The sequence below is a fragment of the Ideonella sp. FW305-24 genome, assembly GCF_058788035.1.
The window spans coordinates 129,018-150,790 of sequence record NZ_JBYTAI010000015.1 but is presented as its reverse complement, the minus strand read 5'-3'; the positions used below and the strand labels follow the sequence as shown (position 1 = coordinate 150,790).

Here is a 21,773-nt window from a genome sequence, read left to right as displayed (position 1 = left end):
ATCAACTGGCTTGGCTCGTGGGCGCGATCACGGCGTACGAGCGAAGCTCTACCGTTGACGGCACTTCTGTCATGGCCACCACCCGCAAATGGGGCAGCACGCGTTCGCTCAACAGCCTCAGGTGACGGCGCAACTCCGGCGCGCACAACAGGACCGGCAGCAGATTGCTCTTCATCATTTTTTCGGCCTGCTGGATCAGTCGCGACAGGAACTGCTCGGTCAGCACCGGGTCAAGGGCGGGGGCCACAGCCGGCTCCGCGGCACGCAGCGCACGCAGGAACTGCCCTTCGGTCTGGGGGTCCAGCGTCAGGACTTGCAGCGCATTCCCCTCGCCCACCAACTGCTGACAGATGGCTGCACCGAGCCGCTGGCGCACGCGCTCGACCAGCGCAGCAGCCTCCTTGGTGTGCCGGCCGGCATCCGCCAGCGTCTCGAGGATGGCGTCCAGATGGCGGATGCTCACCTTCTCTTTCAGCAGGCCTTGCAGCACACGCTGCAAGTCGCTCACCGAGAGCACCGTTGGAATCAGTTCTTCCACCAGCGAGGGCTGCGACTTGCGCACGCGGTCGATCAGCCGCTCGGTTTCGGCGCGCGTCATCAGCGTGGCCGATTCGCGGCGCAGCACTTCGGTCAGATGCGTCAGGAACACGGTTTGCGCATCGACCAGCGTGTAACGCGCAGCCACCGCGGCCTCACGCTGCCTGGGTTCCACCCACAGGGCTGGCAAGCCGTAGGTGGGATCCCTCGTCGCTTCGCCCGGCACCGACTTCAAGTCGCCAGCGGGATGAATCGCCAGCAGCCGATCGCCCCTGGCCTCGCCCTTGCCCGCCAACACGCCATCGATGTGAATTTCGTACTGGTAAGGCGTGAGCTTGGGCTGGTCTCGGAACCTCACGCGCGGCAGCACCACGCCGAGCTCCAACGCATGCTGCTTGCGGAAACTGGCCACGCGCTCCATCAGCGCTGCGCCCGCAGCGCTGGCCTGGGCGGCCCAATGCGAGCCGACGTGCACTTCGATCGCCTCGACCGACAGCGCGGCATAGGGATCGTCCGCTGGGTGACCGTCCTCCGCGCCGGTAGGTGCTGCGTCCTGGCTCGCCTGCATGGAGGCAGCCGCGAGGCGCGACTTGCGGTACGCAAAGAAGGCCGCCATCCCCACCAGGACAAGCAGCACCGCGGTGGGCAGCGCCGGAATGCCGGGCAATGTCAGCAGCACCAACAGGGCACAGGCCACCAACAGCAGCGTCTTGGGGAACGAGGTGATCTGCTTCAGCACCTCCTTGCTGAGATTGCCATCGGCAGCGGAGCGCGTGACGATGATGCCGGTGCCAACCGCGATCACCAATGCAGGCACCTGGGTGACGATGCCATCGCCAATGGTCAGCAAGGTGTAGGTCTTGAGCGCCTGATCCCAGCGCATGCCAGCCTGCATGACACCGATCACCATGCCGCCCACGATGTTGATCAGCAGGATCAGGATGCCTGCGATGGCGTCGCCTTTCACAAACTTGCTCGCACCGTCCATCGCCCCGTAGAACCCGGCCTCCTTCTCCAGGTTTTTCCGGCGGCGCTGCGCTTCAGCCTGATCGATGAAACCCATGTTCAGGTCGGCGTCGATGCTCATTTGCTGGCCAGGCATGCTGTCCAACGTGAAGCGAGCTGCCACTTCTGACACCCGCTGCGCGCCGTTGGTCACCACGACGTACTGCACGACGATGAGGATCAGAAAGACGATCAGGCCAATGACGTAGTTGCCGCCCACGACGTGCGCACCGATGGCGGCGATCACCTTGCCTGCGTCCGCCTGGGACAGGATCAAGCGTGTGGCCGCGACGTTCAGGGACAAGCGGAACAGCGTGGCGATCAAAAGCAGTGAGGGAAAGGTCGAGAACTCGACCGGCCTTGCCATGTAGAACGTCAGCAGCAGGATCAGGAACGCGAAGCTGAAGTTCGACAGGATCAGAAAGTCCAGGACACCTGAGGGTATCGGCGTGAACAGCACGACCAGGACACCCATGACCAATGCCACCATGGCAATGTCGCTGTGCCGGCCCAGCACGCCCTGGTCAGAAGGAATGGCGCTCATCTGACAGTACCCTTTGCCTTTTGCGAAGCGGGCGATTTGAGGCTCAACACCCAGACCAGCAGCCGTGCAACGCCCGGATACAGGTGCGTTGGAATGGGCGCGTCCAGTGGCGTGGTCGCGTGCAAGGCCCGGGCGAGGCTGGGGCTGCGCAAAACCGGAATCTTGTGGCGCGCGGCAAGGAGTCGAATGGCTTGCGCAAGCATGCCGGCGCCTTTGCTGACGACCACCGGGGCCGCCATTTCGCCATGGCGATAGCGCAAGGCCACCGCAATGTGTGTCGGGTTGGTGATCACGATGTCGGCCTCGGCGGTCCGCCGGATGGCCTTGCTGCGCTTGAGCATTTCCCTGCGCAGTTCTCTCAGCCTGGCGCGAATCCTGGGATCGCCTTCCCGATTCTTAGACTCGTCGCGCATCTCTTTCCGGCTCATCCTCATCTTCTTGGCGAACTCGCGGTTCGAGAAAATGAAGTCGAGCGATGCAATGAGCAACAAAGCCAGCGCGATGCGCAGCGCGAGCGCCGCCAAGTCTCGAACCAGCAGCCCAGCCTGCCCATAAGGCGTCACATCCCCCAGCTGAACGAAGCTGGGCAACATGCCCCACAAACTCGCGCCCACCACCACGCTCAGGACCACCAGTTTGATGACCGCCCGCAAAGCATCAAATAGCGTTCTCAACGAAAACACGCGCTTGAAGCCCGTCACGGGATTGATGCGCTGCAGGTCGGGCTTCAAGGGGTGCCAGGACCAAAGAGGCCCGGTTTGCCCGACGTTGGACAGGATGGCCGCGACAAGCACGAAACCCATGCCTGGCAGCAGTAATTGCAGGCCACCGTCCAGGATGCGAACAGAGAGCTGAATGAGCCGTGCCGCCGAAGGGTCGGTGTCAGCTCCCAATGCCGCGAGCGCACGATGGTCGAACTTGAACAGTGCAACCAGGCCATCCCAGCCCTTTGCATAGAGCAGTACCGCGCCCACCATGAACACGATGGACGAGACGATGTCGGCGCTCTTCGCGACTTGCCCGCGTTTGCGCGCCTCGGCAAGTTTGTGCGGCGTCGCATCTTCGTTGCGATCAAGATCACCTTCGCTCATCGCCATAGCGCGCTCCAGGCAACGAAGGTGCTGTCGTAGGCCTTTTGCATGGGATGAGTGGCCATCGATACCCAAAACCCCAGCGCCGCGACACCCACCACGATCTTGACCGGCACCCCCACGACCAAGGTATTCATCTGGGGCAGATTGCGCGACAGCACACCCAGGCCCAGCTCCGCCAACATCAGGCAAAACACGATGGGCGCGACCATGGCGAACCCGAGGCTGAACATCTGTCCGGCTTGCCGCGTGATGGCCTGCAGCAAGGCTTCAGGCGGCCAGTGCGCCCCAGGCGGTATCGCGTCGATGCTCAGCGCGAGCCCTCTCAGCATCGCGTGATGAATGTCCAGCAGGAAGAAACACACGCCTGCGAGCTGGCTGTACAGCACGCCAAGCACGGGCGACTGCTGACGCGTCAAGGGGTCAAAGACCTGTCCGATGCCGAACCCGATCTGCACGTCCAGCAAGCGCGCACCAAGCGAAAACATGGCGAACGCCATGTTCAGACCCAGCGCCATGACCGCGCCGAGCATGGCCTCGTTCGCCGCACCCAACAGCAAATTCCCCAGCGAAGGTGGCCATTGCAAGCCGGTGCTGGTGCCCGGCGTGGCGCCAGCCAAGGCGGCGAAAACGGCAGACCACGACAGGACGATGGCGACCCGCACGGAAGCGGGAATCATCCCGCCCGCCAGCGGCGGCGCCAACAAGGCCACCGCTCCGATCCTGATCGACAGGAAAAAGGCAGCCAAGGCCCAACCAGGGTCTATGCCTGACATGACGAACCCGCGCGTTCGGCGTTGGTCGGGTCAGAGCATGGCTGGAATGCCCGTCCATAAACGGACGGCAAACGCAGACAGGGTGCGGAGCATCCACGGGCCAAACATGACCAGCGTGAGGCTCGCGACCACCAGCTTCGGTACAAAGGTCAGCGACATCTCCTGCACCTGCGTCACCACCTGCAAGACGCTGATCAGCACACCAACCAGCATCGTCAAGCCCAACACAGGAGCGCAGATGAGCAACCCCGTCCAGAACAGATCGCCCAGCGTCTGAAGCGCAAGGTCTGCTTGCATGAACTCACTCCCTCTCCCTGCCGGCTCCATTGCAGAACCGGCACACCCTCTGATCGCTGTTCGTGAACGAACGCGTACTGCTATGTTATTTTTTGTGGCTTGAGTGTAATTGACGCTTTTCGCCTGCGCGCCACCTGCGCCCAACGCATTTTCGTGTGAAAAATCACACTCCGAGTTCGCGTTGTTGTAGCAAATCGCAGGCTCGTCAGCGCCCGGTCAGTCCGCGCCATGCGCCTTGTTCATGGCCTTGTCCATGGGATAGCTCAATGCACGCAGTCGTAGCAACATCCGGACCGCTTGCAGTCCACGCTGCCAAACCTCAGACACCAGGAGACCCCGATGTACTTTGCCTTGCTGCCCGCCGCCACGGCTCGCCTGCGCCGATCAGCCGCCCTCCTCATCTGCATGATGGCCGGCCTCACCGCCTGCGGCAAGGTCCAGGAGGTGGCCACGCAGAAGGCGACCGAGAAGTTGATCGAGTCTTCGATCAACAAGGATGGCAACACCAATGCCAAGGTGGACCTGGGCAGTGGTGGGATGAAGGTCGAAGGTCAGGACGAACACGGCAAGGCCTTCAAGATGGAAATGGGCTCGGCCCAGATCAGCGAGAAGGAACTGGGGTTGCCGTTCTACCCCGGCGCCAAGCCGGCCGACAACAAGGGCACGCGCATTGTCAACGGCGACGGCATGATGATGCAGGTGGAGCTGACCAGCAGTGACGACCCGAAGAAGGTTTCGGAGTGGTACCGCGCGCAGCTCAAGTCCAGCCAGGCAGACAAGCTGGTGATGGACCAGGGCAAGGAAAAAGGCATGACGCTGAGCATCTCGGACACCAAGGCCGAGAGCAACGTGATGGTCGACGTCAGCGACGACGGCAACAACGGCAGCCACATCTCGCTGATGTACAGCGCGAAAACCAAGCCGGGCGCCTGACAAGGCCGCTTCAGGTTTCGCCGGCCTTGCGCTTGGCCCGCGGATGGGCGGCGTCATACGCCTTGGCCAGGTGCTGGAAGTCCAGCTTGGTGTAGATCTGGGTGGTGCTGATGCTGGCGTGGCCCAGCAGTTCCTGCACCGCGCGCAGGTCGCCGCTGGACTGCAGCAGGTGCGAGGCGAAGCTGTGGCGCAGCATGTGCGGGTGGACCGACGTGGGCAGGCCGGCGCTCAGCGCCAGGGCCTTGAGCCGCGTGCGCACCTGGCTGGTGGACAGGCGGGTGCCGCGGTTGCTGACGAACAGTGCCGGCTCGCCGGGGCTGGCGACCAGGTCGCGCTCGGCGCGCCAGGCGGCCAGCGCTTCCAGCGCCTTGCGGCCGACCGGCACGGCGCGGCGCTTGCTGCCCTTGCCGAGCACGTGCACCGTGGCGTCCTGCTCGTCGATCCAGCCGACCGCGGCCGGGCCGGGAGAGGCGTCCAGGCTGACCAGTTCGGCCACGCGCAAGCCGCTGCTGTAGAGCAGCTCGACGATGGCATGGTCGCGTGCGCCCAGTGCTGGGTCGCCGGTGTCGGGCTGGGCTTCGGCCAGCGCCACGGCCTGGTCCACCGCCAGCGCCTTGGGCAATGGCTTGGGGGCCTTGGGCGGGCGCACGCCATCGACCGGATTCAACGGCACGCCGCCTTCGCGGCCCCACCAGCGGTAGAAACCGCGCCAGGCCGAGAGCTGCAGCGCCAGGCTGCGCGGCGCCAGGCCCTGGCCATGCAACTGGGCGGCCATGCGGCGCACGTGGTGCGTGAGCAGCCGGTCCAGCGGCAGGTTTTGCGCGGCGGCGGCGGCGGCCAGCCGGGTCAAGGCGTCGGTGTAGAGGGTGAGCGAGCGTTCGGCCAAGCGCCGGTCCACGCGCAGGTGGCTGAGGTAACGCGGCAGCGGGTCCGGCAACGCCGCAGGCTGAACCTCGTCATCCATCGCGGCGCTTATTCGCCCACCAGCAGCCGGCCCAGCGCGGCGCCGGCAATGTCGCCGACCTGGACCAGGAACTCGGTGCCCATGTCGCTCTGGTAGCGCAGCGCGTCAGGCGAGCCCAGCACCAGCAGGCCGAAGCATTCGCCAGCGGACTTGCCCAGGCGCAGCGGCACCAGCGCGACGGACTGCGCCGGCGTCGGGTCGCCCAGCCAGCTGGTGGCCTCGAACTGGGCGTTCAGGCCGCAGTACGGTTGGGTCAGGCTGGACGCGAAGGTCTTGATGTCGTCGCTCACGGCCTGCGCCCACGGCAGGTGGCTGTGGCCGGCCGAGACGCCCCAGACCCGCACGGCGGCCTGCGGGATCAGGAACTCGTGCTTCAGCTCCTCGATCAGCACCTGGCCCAGCAGCGAGGCGCTGCGCGCCAGCATCACCGCGCAGGTCCAGCGGTGCATGCGCTCGGCGATCACCACGTTGTCCTGCCCGGCGCGGATCATCTCGATGATCTTGCGCTCCAGCCCCTTGATGCGCTCGCGCAGCATTTCCATCTGCCGCTCCTGCAGCGAAACGGCGCGCAGCCCGTGCGGGCTGGTGAGCTGCACGGTGGAGAGCAGTTCGGCATGGCGCTCGAAGAAGCCGGGCGTGTTGACCAGGTAGTTGGCGATGTCGTCTTCGGTGATGCCTTGCAGCGGGGTGGTCACAGTTCGATCTCTCCTTCAAACACGGTCACCGCGGGGCCGGTCATCAAGACCGAATGCCCGGGGCCGTTCCATTCAATCGTCAGCACGCCGCCGCGGGTGTGCACGTCCACCTTGCTGTCCAGCCAGCCCAGGCGGATGCCGGCGACGACCGCCGCGCAGGCGCCGGTGCCGCAGGCCAGGGTCTCGCCCGCGTCGCGCTCGAAGACTCGCAGCTTCACTTCGCTGCGGCTCAGCACCTGCAGGAAGCCAGCGTTGACCTTGCGCGGGAAGCGCGGGTGGGCCTCGATGCGCGGGCCCCAGCTGGCCACCGGGGCAGCGTCCACCTCAGGCACGCGCAGCACGGCGTGCGGGTTGCCCATCGAGACGACGGCCACTTCGGCGGTGTCGCCCGCCCCCAGGTCCAGCGGCCAAAGCTCGAAGCCATTGACCCGGCGCGGCACCAGGCCGGCGGGGTCGAACGGCAAGCGGGCGGGCTCGAAGACCGGCTGGTTCATGTCCACCGAGACACGGCCATCGGCCTGCAGGCGCAGTTCCAGCTCGTTGTTGACGGTGGCCACGCGGATGGTGTCGCGCTCGCTCAAGCCATGGTCGCGCACATAGCGCACGAAGCAGCGCGAGCCATTGCCGCACTGCTCGACCTCGTCGCCACTCGCGCCATTGAAGATGCGGTAGCGGAAATCCACGCCGGGCCGGTCCGCGGCCTCGACGACCAGGATCTGGTCCGCACCGACGCCAAAGCGCCGGTCGCCCAGCAGGCGCAGCTGATCGCGGCTCAGCGCCAGCGGCGCCTGGGTCGCGTCCAGCACGACGAAGTCGTTGCCGGCGCCGTGCATCTTGGTGAATCGCAAACGCATGGCGCGATTATCCGCGCTCGCGCGCTGCCGGCCCCTCGGTTCGCGGGGTTTGCCCAGGGATTTTCGACCGGCTGGCTTAAGGGCCGCGCCAGCACCGACGCCTAGTCACGGTGAGGGCGTCGCAAGGCGGCCCTGACTTCCAACCCAGCCAAGGAGTTCCCCATGCTCAGCCTGAACACCAATGCCGCCGCCCTGTCGACGCAAAGCGCCCTGGCCAACAGCCAGAAAGCCCTGACCACCTCGATGACCCGCCTGGGCACCGGCAACCGCGTCAATTCCGCGATGGACGATGCCGCCGGCCTGCAGATCGCCACCCGCCTGAACGCGCAAACCCGCGGCATGGCCGTGGCCCAGCGCAACACGCAGAACGGCATCTCGATGATGCAGACGGCCGAAGGCGCGTTCAGCGAGGTCACCGACATGCTGCAGCGCATGAAGGACCTGGCCACCGAAGCAGCCAACGGCACCTCGTCTGCCGACGACAAGACCGCCATGCAGTCCGAATACGACGCGCTGGGCCAGGAGCTCTACAACGTGATGAACAACACCACCTTCGGCGGCGCCAAGCTGCTGGCCGGTGGCACGCTGGGCGCCGGTGGCGTGACCTTCCAGATCGGCGCCAGCGCCAGCGAAACCATGGCGGTGAACGTCTCGACCGACATGACCACGCTGGGCACCGACCTGCTGGCCGCCACCGCCAACTACGCGGCAGCTGGCAGCACCGGCACCGAACTCACCGCCGCCGGTGGCGCCAATGCCGCCATCACCAAGCTGGACACGGTGCTGAAGGACGTGGGCAAGGTGCGCTCGGCCCTCGGTGCCGCCTCCAACCGGCTGGACCACGTCTACAACAACCTTGCCAACATGAGCACCAACACGACCGCCGCCAAGGGCCGCATCATGGACGTGGACTACGCCACCGAAACCTCCAACATGACCGCCAAGCAGATGCTGCTGCAGGCCGGCACCTCGATGCTCAAGCAATCGGGCTCGATGTCGCAGATGGTCCTGTCGCTGATGCAATAAGCCTCGGCCCCTCCCATGAGCAAGCCACCTCCGGGTGGCTTTTTTCATGCCCTGCTTTAAGCGCCGAGCGCCACCGGTCGCCTATCAGGGGTGAGGGCGTCGACACGAGGCCCCGACTTTCCAACCCAGCCAGGAGTTCCCCGTGCTCAGCCTCAATACCAACGCCGCCGCCCTGTCGACGCAAAGCGCCCTGGCCAACAGCCAGAAGGCCTTGACCACCTCGATGACCCGCCTGGGCACCGGCTATCGCGTGAATTCCGCGATGGACGATGCCGCAGGCCTGCAGATCGCCACCCGCCTGAACGCCCAGACCCGCGGCATGGCCGTGGCGCAGAAGAACACGCAAAACGGCATCTCGATGATGCAGACGGCAGAAGGCGCGTTCAGCGAAGTCACCGACATCCTGCAGCGCATGAAGGACCTGGCAACCGAGGCGTCCAACGGCACCTCGTCGGTTGACGACCAGGATGCCATGCAGTCGGAGTACGACGCGCTGGGTCAGGAAATCGGCAACATCATGAAGAACACCACCTTCGGCGGCGCCAAGCTGCTGGTCGGCGGCACGATGGCCGCAGCGGTGACCTTCCAGATCGGGGCCTCGGCCGCCGAAACCATGACCGTCAATGCCAGCACCGATCTGGCCACGGCAGTGACGGACATCACCGCCGCCACCGCCAACTACGCGGCCGCCACGGCGCACGCCACCGGCACCGGTGAAATCAATGCCGCCAACGCCAATGGCACGATCGACAAGCTGACCACGGCGCTGAAATCCGTCGGCGCGGTGCGCTCCACCCTGGGTGCAGCGTCCAACCGTCTGGACCATGTGTACAACAACCTGTCCAACATGAGCACCAACACGACCGCCGCCAAGGGTCGCATCATGGACGTGGACTACGCCACCGAAACGTCCAACATGACTGCCAAGCAGATGCTGCTGCAGGCCGGCACTTCGATGCTCAAGCAATCGGGCTCGATGTCGCAGATGGTGCTGTCGCTGATGCAGTAAGCCTCCGCTTTGTCAGCCGCCAAGCCACCTTCGGGTGGCTTTTTTCATTCCCGGGTTTAAGCCCGATCGAAACCTCGTCGCCTATCCGGGTTGAGGGCGTCGACACGAGGCCCCGACTTTCCAACCCAGCCAGGAGTTCCCCATGCTCAGCCTCAATACCAACGCCGCCGCCCTGTCGACGCAAAGCGCCCTGGCCAACAGCCAGAAGGCCTTGACCACCTCGATGACCCGCCTGGGCACGGGCTATCGCGTCAATTCCGCGATGGACGACGCCGCCGGCCTGCAGATCGCCACCCGCCTGAACGCCCAGACTCGTGGCATGGCGGTCGCACAGCGCAACACGCAGAACGGCATTTCGCTGATGCAGACCGCCGAAGGCGCCTTCAGCGAAGTGACGGACATCCTGCAGCGCATGAAGGACCTGGCCACCGAAGGTGCCAACGGCACGGCTTCGACCGACGACAAGACCGCCATGCAGTCGGAATACGACGCGCTGGGCCGCGAGCTGAAGAACGTCATGGACAACACCAGCTTCGGCGGCCAGTCCCTGTTCGCCACCGGCACCAACGCCGCGGCCGTGACCGGCGGCACCAGCACGCTGGGCAAGACCGGCGGCGTGACCTTCCAGATCGGCGCCAGCGCCAGCGAAACGATGACGACCAACGTCTCGGCATCGGTCGCCGGGCTGACGAACGACGGCGGCACGCTGGGCCTGGCCAGCGCCGCCTACAAGACCACGGCCACCGCGGCCACGGTGGGCACCGAGATCGGTGCCGCGGCGACCATCACCTTGCTGGACAACGCACTGAAGGACGTCGGCACGGTGCGCTCGGCCCTCGGCGCGTCCTCCAACCGCCTGGACCACGTCTACAACAACCTGGCCAACATGAGCACCAACACCACGGCTGCCAAGGGCCGCATCATGGACGTGGACTACGCCACGGAAACGTCCAACATGACTGCCAAGCAGATGCTGCTGCAGGCCGGCACTTCGATGCTCAAGCAATCGGGCTCGATGTCGCAGATGGTGCTGTCGCTGATGCAGTAAGCACCGGCCCATCCATCACCAAGCCACCTCCGGGTGGCTTTTTTTCATTCCGGCGTTTAAGTGCGGTTCGCTGCCTGTCGCCTTGACTGGTTAAGGGCATCGAGACGAAGCCCACCCTTCCCCACCAGCCCAGGAGTTCCCCATGCTCAGCCTCAATACCAACGCCGCCGCCCTGTCCACGCAAAGCGCCCTGGCCAACAGCCAGAAGGCCTTGACCACCTCCATGACCCGCCTGGGCACCGGCTACCGCGTCAACTCCGCGATGGACGACGCCGCCGGCCTGCAGATCGCCACCCGCCTGAACGCGCAAACGCGTGGCATGGCCGTCGCCCAGCGCAACACGCAGAACGGCATCTCGATGATGCAGACGGCAGAAGGCGCGTTCAGCGAAGTCACCGACATCCTGCAGCGCATGAAGGACCTGACGACCGAAGGCGCCAACGGCACCGCGTCGACCGACGACAAGGCCGCCATGCAGTCCGAATACGACGCGCTGGGCCAGGAGCTCTACAACATCACCGCCAACACCACCTTCGGCGGCGCCAAGCTGCTGGACGCCGCGACCGGCTCGTTGGCCGCCACCACCGGAGTGACCTTCCAGATCGGTGCCAGCGCCAGCGAAACCATGAAGGTGGACGTGTCGGCCAGCCTGAAGACTGGCGGCACGCTGGACGCCGCGCTGAAAGCCGCCAGCGCCAACAACTACAAGGCCTCGGGCTGGACGGCCGGCACCGAAATCGGCTCTGCCGCGTCGATCACGCTGCTGGACACTGCACTGAAGGAAGTTGGCACCGTGCGCTCGGCACTGGGCGCTGCGTCCAACCGGCTGGACCATGTCTACAACAACCTGGCCAACATGAGCACCAACACCACCGCTGCCAAGGGCCGCATCATGGACGTGGACTACGCCACCGAAACCTCCAACATGACTGCCAAGCAGATGCTGCTGCAGGCTGGCACTTCGATGCTCAAGCAATCGGGCTCGATGTCGCAGATGGTGCTGTCGCTGATGCAGTAAGCCTCGGCCCATGTCACAAGCAAGCCACCTCCGGGTGGCTTTTTTCATGCCCTGCTTTAAGCGCCGAGCGCCACCGGTCGCCTATCAGGGGTGAGGGCGTCGACACGAGGCCCCGACTTTCCAACCCCGCCAGGAGTTCCCCGTGCTCAGCCTCAATACCAACGCCGCCGCCCTGTCCACGCAAAGCGCCCTGGCCAACAGCCAGAAGGCCCTCACCACCTCCATGACCCGCCTGGGCACCGGCTACCGCGTCAACTCCGCGATGGACGATGCCGCCGGCCTGCAGATCGCCACCCGCCTGAACGCGCAAACGCGTGGCATGGCCGTCGCACAGCGCAACACGCAGAATGGCATCTCGATGATGCAGACGGCCGAAGGCGCGTTCAGCGAAGCCACCGACATCCTGCAGCGCATGAAGGACCTGGCGACCGAGGCGTCCAACGGCACCTCTTCGACCGACGACAAGACGGCCATGCAGTCCGAATACGACGCGCTGGGCCAGGAACTCGGCAACATCATGAGCAACACCACCTTCGCCGGCGCGAAGCTGCTCAAGGGTGGCACGCTGGCCACCGCCGCGGTGAAGTTCCAGATCGGCGCCAGCGCCAGCGAAACCATGTCGGTCGACGTGTCCACCGCGCTCGGCACCACGCTGGAAGCCTCGCTGACCGCTGCTTCGAGCAACTACACGGCGGCCGGCACCGGCACCGAACTGACGGCCACCGCCAACGCCACCATCACCAAGCTGGACACCGCGTTGAAGGACGTGGGCACGGTGCGCTCGGCCCTGGGCGCCGCGTCCAACCGGCTGGACCACGTCTACAACAACCTGGCCAACATGAGCACCAACACGACCGCCGCCAAGGGCCGCATCATGGACGTGGACTACGCCACCGAAACGTCCAACATGACCGCCAAGCAGATGCTGCTGCAGGCCGGCACCTCGATGCTCAAGCAATCGGGCTCGATGTCGCAGATGGTCCTGTCGCTGATGCAATAAGCCTGACCCCGCGCCACCCCACGCACTGGAGCGCCCGCCATGCTGGTCACCCCCCGTGTCGGCCCGGTGCCCATGCTGCGCGCGGCGCTGCCGGCCGGCCCCTGGACCGGCCAGGGGCCGCGGCCGGGCGACGTGCTGTGGCTGCGCCTGGCCGGCGCGCCCGGCGGCGAGCGCCAGTTGCTCGCGCAGGATGGCCGGCCGCTGCAGCTGGGCCGGCTGCCGGCCGAGCTGGCGAACCTGCCGGCCGGCACGCCGCTGGCCTGGACCGTCGTCGGCACCGCACCGCAGCTCATGCTCAGCCTGGGGTCGCTGGACCCGGCCCGTGCGGCGCCGCCGCTGCCAGCCGCGGTGCCCGCCGAAGCCCCCTCCCCCGAACGCGGCACCGCCGCCGAAACGCTGCGGCCTGACGCGCAGGCGCTGCGACTGCAGCATGCCTTCAGCGACGAAGCCACCCGCCTGGCCCTGCGCTGGCGCCAGCGCGCGCTGGCCGGCGTGGACACGCCACCGGACCGCCGCAGCCCCGGGCGCCAGGCGGCGGCGACCGGCCGCTGGCCCTGGTCGCTGCTGCCGCTCGACGGGGAACCGCCACCGCCTCCTTTGCCCAGCCCCGCTGCGGACACGCCCCTGCCCACCCTCGCCGATGCGGCGCGCTGGCAGTTCGAGCTGACCGAAGGCGCCCAGCGCCTGGGCCTGCTGCTGGTGGAGCCCGACCTGTTGATCACCTCGCCACCGCCGCACGACAACGAGCCTGGCTCAGGCCACGCCCCGCTGATGCGAGCCCTGGCGCTGCGCCTGCTGCTCACGCTGCCTGGCCTGGGCCTGGTCGTGCTGCAGCTGCAATTCACCCGCGGCGGCACCGGCCTGGCGCTGCGCATGGCCGCCGGCCAGGCGCAGGCCTTGGCCACGCTGCGCCGTTGCCTGCCGGCCATGGCCTCAGCGCTGGCCCGCCTGGACCTTGCGCTGCAACACTGCCAGCTCGACCTGAATGGACCGGGCCTGCGCCCGTGGTCGCCCGCGCCTCGGCTGCTGCAGGCCGAAAGGCTGCCGCCGCTGCTGTTCCGTGCGGCAACCGAGCTGGTGCTGTGCCTGTGGCAGGCCAGCGGTGTCGTGCAACCCGCCTCGGCGGCGCGGCAGCCGCCTGCAGCTCAGCCCAAGGAGCCGACGATGCTGACGTCCCGCTGCTCGGGCATCTCGTTGTACGACAGCACATGCAGCCCCGGCGCAAAGAGCCGCGCATAGCGGGCCAGCAGCGGTCGGATCTGCGGCATCACCAGCAGCACCGGCGTGGCCGCCTGCTGCTTCATCTGCTCGCGCACCGAAGGCATGTTGATCTGCAGCTGCGAGAGCAGCTGCGGGTCGACCGGGAAGTTGTCCAGCGCGACCTTGGCCCCGCCCTGGCGGGCCTGGTTCAGCGCGCCCAGCAGCATGTTCTCCAGCTCGCCGCTGAGGTTGAAGGCCTTCATCTCGGCGGACGGGCCGCACAGGGCCTGGACGATCTGCCGGCGCAGCGTGCAGCGCACCTCGGCGGCCAGCATCAGCGGGTCCTTGGTGGCCTCGGCATGTTCCAGCAGCGTGGTGGCCACCGGCACGATGTCCTTCAGCGACACGCTTTCGGCCAGCAGCACACGGAAGACCTTCAGCAACTGGCTGTGGTTCAGCGCCTTCTCCAGCGCGGCGGCCAGCTTGGGCGCCTGCGCGGCCAGCCGCTCCTGCAGCGCCGCCACGTCGTCATGGCGGATCAGCTCAGGCAGTTGCTCGCGCACCAGCTTGGACAGGTGCGTGGCAATCGCGCTGGGCACGTCCACCACCTGGTAGCCCAGGCCCAGCGCATGGGCCTTGTCGGCCGGCGCAATCCAGACCACCGGCATGCGGTACGCAGGCTCGACACCTGGAATGCCATCGACCTCGCCATAGGTCTGCGGTGACGGAATGGCCATCAAGCGTTCGGCCTGCACGTCGCCGGTGGCCAGCACCGTGCCATTGAGCAACACCGCGTACTGCGAAGGCTTCAGCGCCAGGTCGTCGCGCACGCCGATGGCCGGCAGCAGCAGGCCCATCTGCTCGCTGAGCGTCTGGCGCAGGCCCTTGACGCGCTGGGTCAGCGGCGCGCCGTGCGCCTGGTCGATCAAGCCGACCAGCTTGTAGCCCACGGTCAGCGTCAGCGGCTCCACCACCGGCAGGCTGCGCCAGTCCAGCTCGGGCGGGCGCTCCATCACCAGCGCGGACTGCAGCGCCAGCTCGGTGGACGGTTCGGCCGGCGCCTTCTTGCGCTGGCTCATGCGCCAGCCGGCGTAGCCCAGCAGCGCGGCAAAGGCCAGGAAGGTGTGCCAGGGCATGCCCGGGATGCTGGCCAGCAAGGCCATCATGCCGGCGGCGCTGAACAGCACGCCGGGCGAGGCCAGCAGCTGCTCGCCGACCTGCTCTTCGAAGTCGCCCGAATCGCTGATGCGGGTGACGATGATGGCCGCGGCCGAGGACAGCAGCAGCGCCGGGATCTGCGCCACCAGGCCGTCGCCGATGGTCAGCAGCGCGTACTGGCGGAAGGACTCGGCGAACGACAGGTCGTGCATCAGCGAGCCGATGGCCACGCCGCCGATCATGTTGATGACCAGGATCAGGATGCCGGCCACCGCGTCGCCGCGCACGAACTTCGAGGCGCCGTCCATCGCGCCATAGAAGTCGGCTTCCATGCCCACGTCGCGGCGCCGCGCCTGGGCTTTTTCCTGGTTGATCAGGCCGGCGTTCAGGTCGGCGTCGATCGCCATCTGCTTGCCGGGCAGCGCGTCCAGCGTGAAGCGTGCCGAGACTTCCGAGATGCGCTCCGCGCCCTTGGTGACCACCACGAAGTTGATGATCATCAGGATCACGAAGACCACCAGGCCGACGACGATGTTGCCGCCGATCACCACGTTGCCAAAGGCCTCGATGACCTGGCCGGCCGCGTGCGTGCCCTCGTGGCCGTGCAGCAGCACCACGCGCGTGGAGGCCACGTTCAGCGTCAGCCGCATCAGCGTGGTCGCCAGGATCACGGTGGGGAAGACCGAGAAGTCCAGCGGCCGCTTGGCGCCCACGCTGACCAGCACCACCACCATCGCCAGCACGATGTTGAAGGTGAACAGCACGTCCAGCAGCAGCGGCGGCAGCGGCAGCACGATCATGGCCAGCACGGCCAGCACGAACATCGGCGTCGCGATCTTCTGGCGGCGCAGTTCGGTGATCAGGCGAGTCAGGGTGTTCATCGGGAGGGGGCTGGTTCAGGGGATTCGGTGGTGACGGGGTCGGCCAATTGGGCCGGCACCGGCAGTTCGGTGGGCAGCACCGGCGCCAGCGGCCGTTTGCCGTTGTGGAAGGCCTGCAGCTGCATCAGGTGGTTCAGCACCAGGGCCACAGCCTTGTAGAGCGCGGCGGGGATCTGCTGCTGCACCTGGCTGGTGTTGTAGATGGCACGCGCCAGCGGCGGCAGCTCCAGCACTTCCACCTTGTGCTCGCGCGCGATCTGGCGGATGTAGAGCGCCATCTCGTCCACGCCCTTGGCCACCACATAGGGCGCCTGGGCGCGGCGCTCGTCGTACTTCAGCGCCACGGCGTAGTGCTCGGGGTTGACGATCACCACGTCGGCCTCGGGCACGGTCTTGCGCGCGCTGCGGCGCGACAGCGCCATCTGCAGCTGGCGGATGCGCTGGCGCACCTCCGGCCGGCCTTCGTTGCTCTTGTGCTCTTCCTTCTGGTCCTGCTTGCTCATGCGCTGCTGGCGCATGAACAGGAAGCGCTGCAGCGGCATGTCCAGCACCGCGAACAGCACGAAGATCATGCTCATCGTGAAGATGCCGTCCAGCATCAGGCCAGCGCCTTCGGCCACCGCCTCGCCCAGCGGCAAGGCCTGCAGCCGCAGGTGCTGGGCCATGCTGGTGCGCACCACGTGCAGCAGCACGGCAATCAGCAGGCAGGCCTTGAGCAGGGACATGCCGAAGTCGCTGTAGTGCTTGCCCGAGACCATGCGCGCCAGGTTGCTCAAGGGGTTCAGCCGCTCGAACTTCGGCGCCAGGTTGGCGCTGCTCATGACCCAGCCGCCCGGCCACAGCGAGCCCAGCACGATGGCCAGCGGGATGACGGCCAGCGGCGCCAGCATCTTCAGCAGCAGGCCGATCACCGCCGGGAAGATCAGCGTGCAGAGGTTCTCCAGCGCGCCGTCGCCGTCCAGCGGCGAGATGACCAGGCCGAACAGGCTGCGGAAGTCGGCCAGCCAGCCTGGCGTGAGCAGCACCACCAGCTTCAGGCTCAGCACCAGGCCGATGGCGGTGGCCACGTCGCGCGAGCGCACCACCTGGCCCTGCTCGCGCACCTTGCGCAGCTTTTGCTGCGAGGCCTGTTCGGTCTTGTCGCCACTGCTCTCAGCCACGGCCGGCCCCCGCGCTGTTCAGGCCGTGCTGCAGCATGTCCAGCACGCGCTCGCTCATTTGCAGGTAGTGGGCCGGGAAGGTGGGCGCGAGCAGCACCAGCATCATCACGCCAAACAGCGTGACCACCGAGAAGCCCAGCGCGTACAGGTTCAGTGATGGCGCCACGCGGTTCAGGAAGCCGAAGCCGATCTGCACCACCAGGCTGGAGAAGACCATGGGCAGCGCCAGCAGCATCGCGGCCGAGAAGATCCACGCGACGTTCAGCGCCAGCGTGTCGAACGACAGGTTGGCAAACCCGCCGCCCACCGGCCAGGCCTGGAAACTGGCGCCGACAATGCCGGTGATCACCAGGTGCCCGTCGACCGAGAAGAAGACCAGCGTGCAGAGGATGAACAGCAGGTTGGAGACGGCGTCCGACGAGCTGCCGTTGAGCGGGTCGTTCATCACCGCCATCGACAGGCCCATCTGCGAGGACAGCACGAAGCCCAGCGTCTGGATGGCGGCCATGCTCAGCTGCAGCGCCAGGCCGATGGCCACGCCGATCACCGCTTGCTCGAAGGTGGCGGCCAGGCCGTGCAGCGAAAACGGGTCGATGGCCACGGCGTTGTGCGCGGCCACCGGCATCAGGATCACCGCCAGCGCCAGCGCCAGCAGCACGCGGATGGTCACCGGCAGCATGGCCTCGCCCAGCACCGGCGCGGCGCTCAGCAATGCCAGGCAGCGGCAGAACGGCCACCACAAGGCCGTGACCAGCGCCGGCAGCTTGAGCAGCAAGGCTTCCATGGTTGCCGCGGCGATCTCGTCAGCCGACCAGCGTGGCCGCGCGGTGGAAGATCGACACGCAGTAGTCCATCAGCGTGACCACCATCCAGCGGCCCATCACGCCCACGGTCACCAGCGTGACCATCAGGCGCGGCAGGAAGCTCAGCGTCTGTTCGTTGATCTGCGTGGCGGCCTGGAACAGGCTGACCAGCAGGCCCATGATCAGGCCAGGCAGCACCAGCAGCGTGACCAGCAGCATCACCAGCCGCAGGCATTCGGCGATCAGGTCCGAGGCGATTTCAGGCGTCAGCATTCGGGCACCTTTTTCAAACCGGATGCACGCTGCTGATCAGCGTCTGCACCGTCAAGGTCCAGCCGTCCACCAGCACGAACAGCAGCAGCTTGAGCGGCAAGGAGATGACCAGTGGCGACAGCATCATCATGCCCATCGCCATCAGCACCGAGGACACCACCAGGTCGATCACCAGGAAGGGGATGAACAACAGGCAGCCGATCTGGAAGGCCGTCTTCAGCTCGCTCAGCACAAAGGCCGCGAGCTTGACGGTGAAGGCATGGTCCTCGGGCTTGGCCACCTTGGGCTCGCCCGCCAGGCCCGCCACCTGCTGCAGCGCGGCCTTGCTGGTCTGCGCCAGCATGAAACGCGACAGCGGCACTGAGGCCACCTGCAGCGCCTGCTCCAGGCCGATCTTGTCCTGGTCGAACGGCATGAAGGCCTGGGTCCAGATCTGCTCGCCGATCGGGCGCATCACCAGCAGCGTGAGGATCAGCGCAACGCCGGTGACGATGCGATTCGGCAGGCCTTGCTGCAGCCCCAGCGCCTGGCGCAGCAGCGACAGCACGATCACGAAGCGCGTGAAGCTGGTCATCATCAGGAACAGCGCGGGCAGCAGCCCGAGCAGGGTCATGACGACGAAGACCTGCATCTTCACCGACATCGCGCCGCCGCCGCCCGCGGCCTTGCCGGGCGCGACCACGTCCAGCAGGTTCAGCTCCGGCGCCGCCTGGGCCGACGCGGCCAGCGCCAGGCCGCCCAGCAGCAGGGAGACTCGGCCTAGGCGGTTCATCCGCGCAAACCGTCCAGGTCCAGCGCGCTCAGCTCCACGACCTTGAGCCCGTAGTTCTCGCCGGAGACCACGACCTCGGCGCGGCCGACCGGCGTGCCGTTGGCCTTGATGACCAGCGGCTCGCCGGCCAGCACGTCCAGCTCGATGACCGACTCCGCGCCCAGCTCGGCCAGCTCCTGCAGCGTGACCCGCGCGCTGCCGACCTCCAGGGTCAGCGTGATCGGGATGCGCCGCATCATCTGCGACAGGTCGCGCTTGGGCTTGGCCACCGGCGCTGCCGACGTGGCTTCCGCGTCCAGGCCCAGGGATTCGGGCATGTCGGCCAGCAGCTGGTCCAGGTCGAGGTTCTCGTTCATGTTCATCGCGTCACTCCGCATCTTCAAAAGTAGTCAGGCACAACTTGCCCTGGCGCTCGGCCACCGTCGCGGTGAACAGCCGGGCGTCGTCAATCAGCACATCGGTGGCACCCAGGCGCACCGGCAGCACATCGCCAACCTTCAGGTCCAGCAGCGTGCCCAGCGACAGCTCCTTCTGCAGCAGCCGCGCCGTCATGGCCAGGCCCAGTCGGTGCGGGAAGGGACGGGCAGCGTTCGCTGCGTCCCCCCGGCTGCGCACGCGCTCCGTGCGCGCCGGCTCCAGGGTCTTGAACAGCCGGTCCATGCAGGCGTCGTCCAGCGTGATCTCCAGCGCGCCGGTGGCGCCGCTGCGGCTGTCCTGCAGTTCGCCGCGCAGGCGCCAGTGGCGCAGGTCCGGCTGCACGACACCCAGGCATTCAATGTCCGCCAGTGCTGCAGGCTGCAGCGGCGCGGTGCCGGCCGGCCGGTCCAGGCACTGCACCAGCAGCGCCAGCACCTGCTGGCCGAGCTGCTGCACCAGGCGCTCTTCGGAAGCCGTCACCGGCCCGGGCTCGCGCGTGGGCGCAGCAGGATTTGCAGCGTCGGCCGCAGCCTGCTGCGGCAGCCCGTAGCGGTAGGCCAGCAGCCCCAGCGCCACCTCGCGTGCCAGCCGCCAGCCCCAGGCACCGGCGGCACCGCGGAAGGCCAGCCAGCGGCCTGGCGAGGCCGGCGCATCGCCGCGCGAGAAGGCCAGGCCACCGACATGCCAGTGCGCCTGGTAGCGGCGGTTCAGCGGCTCGGCCCAGAGGCTGTTCAGCGCGTCTTCAAGCAGCAGGGCGAAGCTGGCCAGGCGGTGCACAGGCCGGCCCAGCGAGCGGGGGTCCAGCACCGCATGCGTGGCAACACGGGCAGGCTCGGACACGGGCGGAATGGCGTTCAAGGGCATGGCGGCTGTGGCAATGAAGAAGATCGATGGCGCCGCGCGAGAAACTCGCTGCGACCTGCCGGCTTGTGGCCGACATCTCGTTGCCAGGCATATTAGAGGCAGACCCGCCAAACCACGCCGACGACAAGCAGGGTTTTCGCCTGCTATTTCACGGCCAGCGCATTCCATACTCGCCGAGCACCCATCCAGCCCCTTTGTGAATAGTTTCCCATCTTGGGGTGGCAGTTAACTGACTCTGTCAGATATGCGACAGACGTCCCTCGATTGGTGCATCGAGATAACACAGGCTGGTGAGCGATCCATTCACCTCGACCACGAGATTTGCAGGCCTTGCTGTGAAACACATCACGGAACAGTTCGGTGCAGTGCAGCATGCCCTTGTTTCCAGATGTGATGCACCTGCAGAATGGAAGCAACAACTTAGGGCACACCCGAGCGAAAGCCGGGGTCGCAAAGCTTCCGGTCTGTCGTTCCTGGCGTTCTTCGCCAGGGGCCACGATAGCGGGGCCGCCAAACCGGCAGAGGGCCAGCGCGCAAGCGCGATGCCCTCGTGCCTGGCTCACGCCATGCGTGGCCGCCTCCTGGGGCAGCCACGCAGGTTTGTCTGTCGTCATCCGTGTGATGGCGGCGCGCGTCCCCGCGTGCATACCGGGTGACCTGAGTTCGACCGCATCGGCAGCACTGTGCCGAGTCACCTCAGGAAAGGACGCGCCATGACCCCTACCGCCGCTCACTTCAGCAGTGCCGCACCCCGACAGACGGGCTGCGGCCGCAGCGCTTGCGCGTCTGTCAGGCCGAGGGTCGAAGCGTGTCGGTCGTGTGACGTACCGCACGGAAAAGCGCCGTGTTTCCACCCTTCACTTTGCTTTGAGCAGACCGAAATCCTGAGGGATGATGCACTGCATCAAACATAAGAAACACGTCATGTTGGGAACCAATCAAACACTTCGCACCCTGCCTGCCTGATCTTTTCAAGACAGGCGCGCCGCGCAATTTCCGTTCCGCAGATTTCATCATTCGATATTGATGATCGAGTTTGGCGGAGCTTTGCCTGGATGGTTGAAAACCTCGGGCCGACATTCCATACCAAGACAGTTTCATGACCGTCAACATGCTGGTTTCAATGCAGGCCGACCTGAGTCAGATCAAGACCCAGCTGGATACCCTGCAAACGACCTCGCCGATTCTCCCGGCGCAGGCCTCGGGTGAATCTTCGCAGGGCGATTCCTTCCTGCACGCGATGCTGGACGCCGCGCACGGCGTGGACGGCCAGGAGCAGCAGGCGCGCCAACGCATCGAGGCGGTGGAGAGCGGCCAATCCGACGACCTGGTGGGCGCGATGGTCGCCAGCCAGGAGGCCAGCCTGTCGTTCTCCATGCTCATGCAGGTGCGCAACAAGGTGATGGGCGCGGTCGACGAAATCATCAAGCTGCCGCTGTGAGCCGGAC

At 66.5% G+C, this 21,773-nt stretch carries 22 protein-coding genes and 1 riboswitch; of the genes, 8 read left to right on the top strand and 14 right to left on the bottom strand.

Translation table 11 applies throughout. The features are described 5' to 3' along the window. Position 1: 1 nt before the first annotated feature. From AC3WR5_RS28635 to AC3WR5_RS28620, 4 genes are read right to left on the bottom strand one after another with little or no spacing between them, the layout of a single operon-like run. Positions 2 to 2,086, bottom strand: a complete 2,085-nt coding sequence (locus tag AC3WR5_RS28635) for a flagellar biosynthesis protein FlhA (RefSeq protein ID WP_492488902.1) — start codon at positions 2,084 to 2,086, stop codon at positions 2 to 4. Next, on the bottom strand, positions 2,083 to 3,183 hold the full coding sequence (locus tag AC3WR5_RS28630; protein WP_492488900.1) for an EscU/YscU/HrcU family type III secretion system export apparatus switch protein: 1,101 nt from the start codon (positions 3,181 to 3,183) through the stop codon (positions 2,083 to 2,085). The genes AC3WR5_RS28635 and AC3WR5_RS28630 overlap by 4 nt, the downstream gene beginning before the upstream one ends. Further along, positions 3,174 to 3,926 (bottom strand): flagellar biosynthetic protein FliR, encoded by a 753-nt coding sequence (locus AC3WR5_RS28625; RefSeq protein ID WP_492488898.1) that lies wholly within the window; start codon positions 3,924 to 3,926, stop codon positions 3,174 to 3,176. The genes AC3WR5_RS28630 and AC3WR5_RS28625 overlap by 10 nt, the downstream gene beginning before the upstream one ends. A gap of 57 nt (positions 3,927 to 3,983) precedes the next feature. Then, the gene (locus AC3WR5_RS28620; RefSeq protein WP_492488897.1) at positions 3,984 to 4,250 is read right to left on the bottom strand and encodes a flagellar biosynthetic protein FliQ; all 267 of its coding nucleotides are present in this window, start codon (positions 4,248 to 4,250) and stop codon (positions 3,984 to 3,986) included. A 339-nt stretch (positions 4,251 to 4,589) separates the two neighbouring features. On the opposite strand from AC3WR5_RS28620, the gene AC3WR5_RS28615 reads away from it, so the two are divergent. Continuing rightward, positions 4,590 to 5,183, top strand: a complete 594-nt coding sequence (locus AC3WR5_RS28615; protein ID WP_492488896.1) for a hypothetical protein — start codon at positions 4,590 to 4,592, stop codon at positions 5,181 to 5,183. Positions 5,184 to 5,193: 10 nt separating this feature from the next. Here the strand turns inward: AC3WR5_RS28615 and AC3WR5_RS28610 are convergent, their stop codons facing one another. Genes AC3WR5_RS28610 through dapF form a run of 3 tightly spaced genes read right to left on the bottom strand, consistent with a single transcriptional unit; the run spans position 5,194 to position 7,696 of the window. Continuing rightward, complete coding sequence (locus tag AC3WR5_RS28610) at positions 5,194 to 6,147, bottom strand: tyrosine recombinase XerC (protein ID WP_492488894.1); 954 nt, start codon at positions 6,145 to 6,147, stop codon at positions 5,194 to 5,196. An 8-nt stretch (positions 6,148 to 6,155) separates the two neighbouring features. Beyond that, complete coding sequence (locus tag AC3WR5_RS28605) at positions 6,156 to 6,842, bottom strand: DUF484 family protein (protein ID WP_492488892.1); 687 nt, start codon at positions 6,840 to 6,842, stop codon at positions 6,156 to 6,158. Continuing rightward, positions 6,839 to 7,696, bottom strand: coding sequence for a diaminopimelate epimerase (gene dapF, locus AC3WR5_RS28600; protein ID WP_492488890.1), 858 nt, complete (start codon positions 7,694 to 7,696; stop codon positions 6,839 to 6,841). The genes AC3WR5_RS28605 and dapF overlap by 4 nt, the downstream gene beginning before the upstream one ends. Positions 7,697 to 7,858: 162 nt before the next feature. On the opposite strand from dapF, the gene AC3WR5_RS28595 reads away from it, so the two are divergent. The 6 genes from AC3WR5_RS28595 to AC3WR5_RS28570 all read left to right on the top strand — a co-directional run bounded on the left by AC3WR5_RS28595 (position 7,859) and on the right by AC3WR5_RS28570 (position 14,036). Beyond that, positions 7,859 to 8,722 carry a flagellin N-terminal helical domain-containing protein gene (locus AC3WR5_RS28595; RefSeq protein ID WP_141289263.1) on the top strand — a complete coding sequence of 288 codons (864 nt, stop codon included), beginning with the start codon at positions 7,859 to 7,861 and terminating at the stop codon, positions 8,720 to 8,722. Between the two features lie 142 nt (positions 8,723 to 8,864). Continuing rightward, on the top strand, positions 8,865 to 9,731 hold the full coding sequence (locus tag AC3WR5_RS28590; protein ID WP_141289262.1) for a flagellin N-terminal helical domain-containing protein: 867 nt from the start codon (positions 8,865 to 8,867) through the stop codon (positions 9,729 to 9,731). Positions 9,732 to 9,873: 142 nt separating this feature from the next. Further along, on the top strand, positions 9,874 to 10,779 hold the full coding sequence (locus tag AC3WR5_RS28585) for a flagellin N-terminal helical domain-containing protein (RefSeq protein ID WP_141289261.1): 906 nt from the start codon (positions 9,874 to 9,876) through the stop codon (positions 10,777 to 10,779). Between the two features lie 142 nt (positions 10,780 to 10,921). Continuing rightward, complete coding sequence (locus tag AC3WR5_RS28580; RefSeq protein WP_141289260.1) at positions 10,922 to 11,797, top strand: flagellin N-terminal helical domain-containing protein; 876 nt, start codon at positions 10,922 to 10,924, stop codon at positions 11,795 to 11,797. Between the two features lie 142 nt (positions 11,798 to 11,939). Further along, positions 11,940 to 12,797 (top strand): flagellin N-terminal helical domain-containing protein, encoded by an 858-nt coding sequence (locus tag AC3WR5_RS28575; RefSeq protein WP_231010088.1) that lies wholly within the window; start codon positions 11,940 to 11,942, stop codon positions 12,795 to 12,797. A 39-nt stretch (positions 12,798 to 12,836) separates the two neighbouring features. After that, positions 12,837 to 14,036 (top strand): hypothetical protein, encoded by a 1,200-nt coding sequence (locus AC3WR5_RS28570; protein ID WP_492488887.1) that lies wholly within the window; start codon positions 12,837 to 12,839, stop codon positions 14,034 to 14,036. Here the strand turns inward: AC3WR5_RS28570 and AC3WR5_RS28565 are convergent. From AC3WR5_RS28565 to AC3WR5_RS28535, 7 genes are read right to left on the bottom strand one after another with little or no spacing between them, the layout of a single operon-like run. Next, the gene (locus AC3WR5_RS28565; RefSeq protein WP_492488885.1) at positions 13,943 to 16,036 is read right to left on the bottom strand and encodes a flagellar biosynthesis protein FlhA; all 2,094 of its coding nucleotides are present in this window, start codon (positions 16,034 to 16,036) and stop codon (positions 13,943 to 13,945) included. The two genes, AC3WR5_RS28570 and AC3WR5_RS28565, sit on opposite strands and share 94 nt — an antisense overlap. Then, positions 16,033 to 17,196, bottom strand: a complete 1,164-nt coding sequence (locus AC3WR5_RS28560) for an EscU/YscU/HrcU family type III secretion system export apparatus switch protein (protein WP_492488883.1) — start codon at positions 17,194 to 17,196, stop codon at positions 16,033 to 16,035. The genes AC3WR5_RS28565 and AC3WR5_RS28560 overlap by 4 nt, the downstream gene beginning before the upstream one ends. Then, complete coding sequence (gene fliR / locus AC3WR5_RS28555; protein ID WP_492488881.1) at positions 17,189 to 17,980, bottom strand: flagellar biosynthetic protein FliR; 792 nt, start codon at positions 17,978 to 17,980, stop codon at positions 17,189 to 17,191. Before fliR ends, AC3WR5_RS28560 begins: the two co-directional genes overlap by 8 nt. 19 nt (positions 17,981 to 17,999) lie before the next feature. Further along, complete coding sequence (locus AC3WR5_RS28550; protein ID WP_141289233.1) at positions 18,000 to 18,272, bottom strand: flagellar biosynthetic protein FliQ; 273 nt, start codon at positions 18,270 to 18,272, stop codon at positions 18,000 to 18,002. Between the two features lie 13 nt (positions 18,273 to 18,285). After that, positions 18,286 to 19,044: a flagellar type III secretion system pore protein FliP gene (gene fliP, locus AC3WR5_RS28545; protein WP_141289235.1), complete on the bottom strand. Its 759-nt coding sequence runs from the start codon at positions 19,042 to 19,044 to the stop codon at positions 18,286 to 18,288. After that, complete coding sequence (locus AC3WR5_RS28540) at positions 19,041 to 19,406, bottom strand: FliM/FliN family flagellar motor switch protein (RefSeq protein WP_141289237.1); 366 nt, start codon at positions 19,404 to 19,406, stop codon at positions 19,041 to 19,043. The genes fliP and AC3WR5_RS28540 overlap by 4 nt, the downstream gene beginning before the upstream one ends. 4 nt (positions 19,407 to 19,410) lie before the next feature. Continuing rightward, positions 19,411 to 20,301: a FliM/FliN family flagellar motor switch protein gene (locus AC3WR5_RS28535; protein WP_492488879.1), complete on the bottom strand. Its 891-nt coding sequence runs from the start codon at positions 20,299 to 20,301 to the stop codon at positions 19,411 to 19,413. Positions 20,302 to 20,739: 438 nt separating this feature from the next. Beyond that, positions 20,740 to 20,840, top strand: a riboswitch (cyclic di-GMP riboswitch). 584 nt (positions 20,841 to 21,424) lie between these two features. Here AC3WR5_RS28535 and fliE point away from each other — a divergent pair. After that, on the top strand, positions 21,425 to 21,766 hold the full coding sequence (gene fliE, locus AC3WR5_RS28530) for a flagellar hook-basal body complex protein FliE (RefSeq protein WP_211361658.1): 342 nt from the start codon (positions 21,425 to 21,427) through the stop codon (positions 21,764 to 21,766). Positions 21,767 to 21,773: the final 7 nt, after the last annotated feature.

Excerpts from the sequence above, each read along its gene's own strand:
- AC3WR5_RS28580 (WP_141289260.1), top strand. The coding sequence starts at position 10,922 with ATGCTCAGCCTCAATACCAACGCCGCCGCCCTGTCCACGCAAAGCGCC.
- AC3WR5_RS28585 (WP_141289261.1), top strand. The coding sequence starts at position 9,874 with ATGCTCAGCCTCAATACCAACGCCGCCGCCCTGTCGACGCAAAGCGCC.
- dapF (WP_492488890.1), bottom strand. The coding sequence starts at position 7,696 with ATGCGTTTGCGATTCACCAAGATGCACGGCGCCGGCAACGACTTCGTC.
- AC3WR5_RS28565 (WP_492488885.1), bottom strand. The coding sequence starts at position 16,036 with ATGAACACCCTGACTCGCCTGATCACCGAACTGCGCCGCCAGAAGATC.
- fliR (WP_492488881.1), bottom strand. The coding sequence starts at position 17,980 with ATGGAAGCCTTGCTGCTCAAGCTGCCGGCGCTGGTCACGGCCTTGTGG.
- fliP (WP_141289235.1), bottom strand. The coding sequence starts at position 19,044 with ATGAACCGCCTAGGCCGAGTCTCCCTGCTGCTGGGCGGCCTGGCGCTG.
- AC3WR5_RS28570 (WP_492488887.1), top strand. The coding sequence starts at position 12,837 with ATGCTGGTCACCCCCCGTGTCGGCCCGGTGCCCATGCTGCGCGCGGCG.
- AC3WR5_RS28595 (WP_141289263.1), top strand. The coding sequence starts at position 7,859 with ATGCTCAGCCTGAACACCAATGCCGCCGCCCTGTCGACGCAAAGCGCC.
- AC3WR5_RS28620 (WP_492488897.1), bottom strand. The coding sequence starts at position 4,250 with ATGCAAGCAGACCTTGCGCTTCAGACGCTGGGCGATCTGTTCTGGACG.
- AC3WR5_RS28615 (WP_492488896.1), top strand. The coding sequence starts at position 4,590 with ATGTACTTTGCCTTGCTGCCCGCCGCCACGGCTCGCCTGCGCCGATCA.
- fliE (WP_211361658.1), top strand. The coding sequence starts at position 21,425 with ATGACCGTCAACATGCTGGTTTCAATGCAGGCCGACCTGAGTCAGATC.
- AC3WR5_RS28610 (WP_492488894.1), bottom strand. The coding sequence starts at position 6,147 with ATGGATGACGAGGTTCAGCCTGCGGCGTTGCCGGACCCGCTGCCGCGT.
- AC3WR5_RS28550 (WP_141289233.1), bottom strand. The coding sequence starts at position 18,272 with ATGCTGACGCCTGAAATCGCCTCGGACCTGATCGCCGAATGCCTGCGG.
- AC3WR5_RS28540 (WP_141289237.1), bottom strand. The coding sequence starts at position 19,406 with ATGAACATGAACGAGAACCTCGACCTGGACCAGCTGCTGGCCGACATG.
- AC3WR5_RS28635 (WP_492488902.1), bottom strand. The coding sequence starts at position 2,086 with ATGAGCGCCATTCCTTCTGACCAGGGCGTGCTGGGCCGGCACAGCGAC.
- AC3WR5_RS28630 (WP_492488900.1), bottom strand. The coding sequence starts at position 3,183 with ATGGCGATGAGCGAAGGTGATCTTGATCGCAACGAAGATGCGACGCCG.